Raw genomic sequence first — 208 nt, 5'->3', positions numbered from 1 at the left:
TGGCACCCAAAAAGGCTAAGAGGAGGGCAGGAGGAGGAGAGGGTTCCTCCAACGTCTTCTCCATGTTTGAGCAGAGCCAGATTCAGGAGTACAAGGAGGCCTTCACAATCATTGACCAGAACAGGGACGGCATCATCAGCAAAGATGACCTTAGGGACGTGTTGGCCTCAATGGGTCAGCTGAACGTGAAGAATGAGGAGCTGGAGGC

Annotated in this window: 1 protein-coding gene; it reads left to right on the top strand. The window is 53.4% G+C overall.

What is annotated here, in order from left to right:
* A partial coding sequence (locus C0Z22_RS15805) for an EF-hand domain-containing protein (protein ID WP_146037932.1) occupies nucleotides 1-208 on the top strand: 208 nt, incomplete at both ends.

The sequence above is a fragment of the Halobacteriovorax sp. DA5 genome (genome assembly GCF_002903145.1).
Classification (GTDB): Bacteria; Bdellovibrionota; Bacteriovoracia; order Bacteriovoracales; family Bacteriovoracaceae; genus Halobacteriovorax_A.
This window is presented reverse-complemented; position numbering and strand designations above follow the sequence as displayed.